This is a genomic window from Maribacter sp. (genome assembly GCF_039968975.1).
In the GTDB taxonomy this organism is placed as follows: Bacteria; Bacteroidota; Bacteroidia; order Flavobacteriales; family Flavobacteriaceae; genus Maribacter.
In genome coordinates this window covers 1-5,771 of record NZ_JBDVOT010000261.1, presented here as the reverse complement: position 1 = coordinate 5,771, position 5,771 = coordinate 1, and the positions used below count along the sequence as shown (strand labels likewise).

Genomic DNA, 5,771 nt, shown 5'->3' with positions numbered 1-5,771 from the left:
CCTCTAACCTTGCAGAGAACAGAAAGTGTCGCTCATCAACAACCTCTTCCCTTAAATCTGTAGTGTCATGCTCATCTTCTATCTCCCCAAAAAGCTCTTCTACAATATCTTCAACAGTTACAAGACCTGATGTACCGCCATATTCATCTAATACCACCGCAATACTTTTTCGCTTTTTAATTAAAACGTTCAATATATCTTGAATAAGCATTGTTTCTGGCACAAACTCAACAGGCAATAAAATACTTTTAATTGTCTTTGGCTTTTTAAACAACTCGTAAGAGTGCACGTACCCAATTACATTATCTACAGTATCATTATAAATCAATATTTTAGAATAACCGGTTTCGGTAAATAGTTTCGCCAAGTTCTTAGGCGTTTCATGCATTTCTACGGCTACAATCTCCGTTCTAGGCACCATAACCTCACGCGCTTTTACAGCAGCAAACTCTAATGCATTCTGAAAAATTTGAATCTCGGTATCTATTTCATCTTCCTCTTCCACCGTTTCCATCTGTTCTGTAATATAATCTCCCAATTCTAATTTACTGAACGCCAATTGAACTTCATCTCCCGATGTTCCAAAGACATACTTCAATATAAAATCAGAAATCCAAATAATAAAGTCTGATATAAACGAGAATAAAATGTAGAATAAAAATGCCGGAATGGCCAATAACTTTAAAAGGCTATTAGCATAAATTTGAAACAGCACTTTGGGCAAAAACTCTGCCGTTATCAAAATAACAAAAGTAGAAATCAACGTCTGGGTCAACAGACTAAAGTCTGTAATCAATAACTTTAGGAATGCGTTATCGGGAGCAATACCGGTAAACCAATTCATAAGTACATCTCCCATGAACAGACCGTAGATAACCAAGGCTATATTGTTACCAATAAGCATGGTTGCAATAAATTTAGATGGTTTTTTGGTTAACCTGGTTAATACCATAGCCAAAAATCCTTCTTGTTTTTTTTCTATTTCAATGTGGATTTTGTTCGCAGAGATAAAGGCAATTTCCATTCCTGAGAAAAATGCTGAAAAAATCAAGGAAAGTATAATGATAATACCGGCTGTACCCACTATTTATTTTGATTATCCCGTTTACGCTGTTCGAATTTTTTTCTGTAATTTCTTCTAAACAAGAACATACCTATAGAAACTATGGCAAAAAATATAAAAAAATAAGCCATACTTCTATCCGTATTCCAATCTGTAAAAATTCTGAAAATTGAAAATCCTGCCACTATTACGTACAAGTATTCTGTATACCTTAAAATATTAATCATTCTCTTGTTCTTTATCTTCTTTAATCAACATAAGTCCGTAAGTTTTATGGGCATTTAAAAAATTAAGATCTTTTTGAATATCCATTCCTTCACCATCCATTACCGTTCCATCATCTGGATTGGTAAATGTAAATTTTTCCTGCGTAAACGCCCATTCGTTACCACGATCGTAATACAGTTGAGATGTTGACAATTTCTTACCATCATCACTTTTTATAAGCACATTACCACGCAAATCTACGATAGAAGTCTTAGAATACAGCACCCCGTAATCTGCCTCTATAATTGTTTTTTCGTTTTTTTCGTTGAAAATCTCCACTAATAGACCATCAGGAAAGGTTTGATAAGGAAAAGACAATTGTTCAAAATCATTTCTAATTGGTCCAGAAAGTACCGCAAGAACCTTTGATGAACCCTCATCTTCAGATCCTAATTTTTCAGGAGATTCGGTATAAGTAGCCACGAAGTTCTCAGCCACACTTCTAGGATAAACCTTTTTTATAGCTTCTTCTCCTACCCTTTTGTAATCATCTTTACAAGATAAAAAAAGCATTGCCATGGTACATACCACGGCAATGCCTTTAAAATTTTTAATCTGTATCATTTTTTCTATAAAGAAGGTACTTTCACGCTACCACCAACCCAACAGTTGAAAGTAACAGTTTTACCAGCCATACCTGAACTAAAGATCATTTCCTTAGAAGGCGCTTTTGAGCTGTAGCTGTTTGCTGCTTGACTAGAAGAACCACTTAAAGATGGATCAACTCTACCTGCTTTTCTCGCCATATCTGCAGCTTTCCAGTAGATAGCTCTCTTTTCAAAAGCAGAGGTACCACAGCTGTTTGCACTTGTTGCATATAAGTTAGCTATCAATAAATAAGCACGACCGTTACTTGGGTTGGCATCAATTGCTTTCTGAGCATATTTACGCGCCGTAGACTTGCTACCTTTTCTCTTATTAATTACAGCTACTTTATAAGCAATCTTAGATTTCTTATCATTATCAGTTTCTAAGGACAATGCTTTATCAAAATCTGCTAATGCACCTGAGCTATCTCCATTCTTCATTTTTAAAGTACCACCATATACATAAGCATCGGCAGATGGATCTAAAGCTAATTGCGCTTCAAATAATTTTTGGAACAAAGGATCATCTGTACATTCTTTGTTGAACATTAAACCTACAGCTCTTTTTACCCAAACAACATCACCTTTTTTCTCTTCAAAACTCTTTTCGTAAAGAGGAATAAGGTTACTACAATCTGCCAAAGGACCTAATTTAGAATCTATACTACCAGCAATCTTACCATAAGCTCCAGAGTAAGAGTTGTAAGCTTTTAAACGAGACTTTTCTTTTGAAGTCAAAGTACCAGCTTCTTCCTTAGGTAATAACTTTGCTATTTTACCTGTAATCTTTTCGTTTTCAACTTCTATTTTTTCAGTAACCGCATCATATACATCGAAAACCTCTTGCAAATCTTTTCTACCTGCTTTGTGCTCATCAACCAAACTAGAGAAATAGATATATAAAGCTTTAGGGTTTGTAAAGTTCTCTTTATCTTTTTCAAAAGCATCATTTAACATGCTGTACATTTTAGCATCATCTGCCATTTTATTATCGTACATCACCATAGCCTTGTCAACATCGGTTTCACCTTGAGTAGTTTTAGATGAAAAATGTTTTAACTTATTGTCATAAAGACCCATTAGGTCATTCGCAAATTGTTCTTTATCAGCACCTGTCGCCTTTTTCATCTTATCTTTAAGTATACGCTCACCATATACATAGATAGCGTTATTTAACTGTGGACAAGTTTCATAAACCATTTTCCAAGGCTCATAGGCCGCATCATAATTTTTAACTTTTGAATGCTCAGAAAAAATAGACAAGTTAGTCATACATTCAGGGTTTTGCGCCTGCGCATTGCTCACTCCCATCATCCCTAGGAACATTATTGCCGTGAAGTAAAGTTTCGATTTCATGTTTTCTCTTTTTAAAATGGTTAATGTACTAAATTTTTATTAATTGATTTTTCTTTTCTGGAACCAACGATCGTTCAATGATAAACCTACATTAAATTTAAAATAGCTCTCTTCTATTAAATCAGCTCTTGTTGTTCCTCTTCTACCAAATTCAAAACCTAAGTTAAGATTCGAGAAACTTCGTCCCAGAGGTAAGCCTAATCCAAAAGTTATGCCAAAGTTATTTATATCAACATCGTTCACCAACATACCAGTCTTATCTAAACGCAACCCAGCGCGATAAGTCACTCGTTTAAAATAACTTGAAAAAGAACCATGTTCAGGCGTAATAAAACCACCTAAAGCAAATGAACTTGCGTCTTCATACGCTATATTATCCGCTCCTAAAAACACATTCTCAAAAGAACTCATCTCTTGAAAACTATATTCTGCACCTATAAACCATTTATAATCTTCGCCGTAACCAATACCCAATGTAGTTGTTGTAGGTATTTTCAATTCTGTGTTTTTTAAATTCTGTGCATCTAAGTTCACCTCAAGCTCCTCTATAGTACCACCAGTGGATACCGAAAAAGAACCTAACTGCCTGTCGTTTTTAGACACTAAATTGCCTTGGGTATTTACACGTATGGACGTATGAAGCCTATTTCTACCCTTAATTAAAGGAGAATAACTTAAGGCATAGTTAAAATCGAACCCATTTACTCTTGAACTTCTTCTATCAAAAGTACCAAATTGAATATCGTCTATTTGTTGTAATCGTTCACTTTCTAATGTACCGAAATTGAAATTTACAGTTGCACCTATGCTTAAATCCTTTACTATTTCATATCCTACGGAATAAAAAACTCTTGTCAACCCGCCTTCACCAGAATATACGTTAACCAAAGAATCACCGGAAACAGTTCTTTCATCGACCAAATTATACCCAACAGATGAATATGGCATAATACCAAACCCCATACCCAAACCTTTACCAACACTAAAACCTAATGCCAAGTAATCTAAACTGGTTATTGAGCTCTGTTGTTCTTCAGTAAAACTCTTGAGTGTATATTGTTTGTTAGAGACACCTGCCGTATAAGTAACCAAACCTTCGCGGTCCATTACCTCTAGACCTAACTTACCAAAAGCAGCCGGATTTTTTAAATTGATATGAACACTATCGGCATAGACACCAATACCTCCCATCATTTGATTTTCTACCGTACTTTCATTCCTTAAATCACCTATTCCAAAAAAAGAATAAGGAGAAACAGTACCATCTTGAGCGTACATACCAACAGTGGTTATGTATACAATTGCAATTACAATTTTTCTGATCATTTAGTGCTTGTTGTATTCCAGCAAATAATTAAGCCCTTTCAGGAGAAATTTGGAATCCGCAAATATGGTATTTTTTAATCGTTTAGACAAAAATAGTGTGTCTCCACCGGTTAAAATAACTGTTAAATTTTCAAATCTAGCTTTGTAAAGATCAATGACACCGTCTATTTCAAGCGTTATTCCATTCACAACCCCACTGTGAAGACAGTTCTCAGTTGTATTACCTATATAGTCTAACAACTCTTTTTTCTCGAGCAACGGCAACTTTGCCGTCTGTTCATGCATAGCCTTATAACGCATTTGCACTCCCGGTGATATGGCTCCGCCCAAGTATTCGTCAAAATCATTCAACATATCATAAGTAACACAACTACCTGCATCGATTATTAAATTATTTTGATGTGGATTAAAATAATATGCCGCGGTTGCCAAAGCTAAACGATCAACACCTAAGCTTTGTGGTGATGCATATGAGTTCTTAAATGGCACTTTTGAGGTGTTTGAAAGCTCATGCAAGTCACAAAAAACGGCTACAACCTTCATTTGTTCCCTTGAAAGTGACCCAACACTAGAAACTATTGAAAATTCTATTTTTGGAAATTCTTTGAAGATTTTTTTTACCGCCTCAACAAACAAATCGACAACAACAGTCTCTAAATGAATTATTTCCGACTTTTTAAAGATCGCTAACTTAACGTTTGTATTACCCGCATCAATTATTAAATTCATGTTACAAAGATTAAAAATTAAAAAAACATTATTCTTTTTTTACGATTTAGTTTGGAAATCATAAAATTGAAATTATATTTGCACCCGCTTACAGCAAGCATGGTGCCTTAGCTCAGTTGGTAGAGCAATGGACTGAAAATCCATGTGTCCCTGGTTCGATTCCTGGAGGCACCACAATAAATCCTTACTTTACGGTAAGGATTTTTTTGTTTTAATTACCTACCTATTGCATTACAAAAATACATAGGACCTTTTAAGGAGCATATCTGCAACTCAATAATTCTACAATAAATTTAAATTGAATTTTGACCCACCTACAGTCAATGACAGCCTAGGACACCTCTTTAGCCAATAACATTATTGAAACATTGGCAAAACTTTTTATCCTTCTTATAACACGAGGGCGCGTTTAAGCAAGTTCTCTTTTTTCACAAAAGAACTAA

At 34.9% G+C, this 5,771-nt stretch carries 5 protein-coding genes and 1 tRNA gene; 1 reads left to right on the top strand and 5 read right to left on the bottom strand.

Annotated elements, in window-relative coordinates:
• The 5 genes from ABJI11_RS17860 to ABJI11_RS17840 all read right to left on the bottom strand — a co-directional run.
• On the bottom strand, positions 1 to 1,084 hold a 1,084-nt coding region (locus ABJI11_RS17860), incomplete at its 3' end, for a hemolysin family protein (protein ID WP_348355396.1).
• 198 nt (positions 1,085 to 1,282) lie between these two features.
• A complete protein-coding gene (gene lptC, locus ABJI11_RS17855; RefSeq protein WP_348355393.1) occupies positions 1,283 to 1,894 on the bottom strand; it encodes an LPS export ABC transporter periplasmic protein LptC in 612 nt (203 codons plus the stop codon).
• 5 nt (positions 1,895 to 1,899) lie between these two features.
• Positions 1,900 to 3,273, bottom strand: coding sequence for a hypothetical protein (locus ABJI11_RS17850; RefSeq protein WP_348355390.1), 1,374 nt, complete (start codon positions 3,271 to 3,273; stop codon positions 1,900 to 1,902).
• A gap of 39 nt (positions 3,274 to 3,312) precedes the next feature.
• Positions 3,313 to 4,599, bottom strand: a complete 1,287-nt coding sequence (locus ABJI11_RS17845) for a hypothetical protein (protein ID WP_348355387.1) — start codon at positions 4,597 to 4,599, stop codon at positions 3,313 to 3,315.
• Complete coding sequence (locus ABJI11_RS17840) at positions 4,600 to 5,328, bottom strand: type III pantothenate kinase (protein WP_348355384.1); 729 nt, start codon at positions 5,326 to 5,328, stop codon at positions 4,600 to 4,602.
• Between the two features lie 101 nt (positions 5,329 to 5,429).
• On the opposite strand from ABJI11_RS17840, the gene ABJI11_RS17835 reads away from it, so the two are divergent.
• A tRNA-Phe gene (locus tag ABJI11_RS17835) sits at positions 5,430 to 5,502 on the top strand.
• The last annotated feature ends 269 nt before the right edge of the window (positions 5,503 to 5,771 follow it).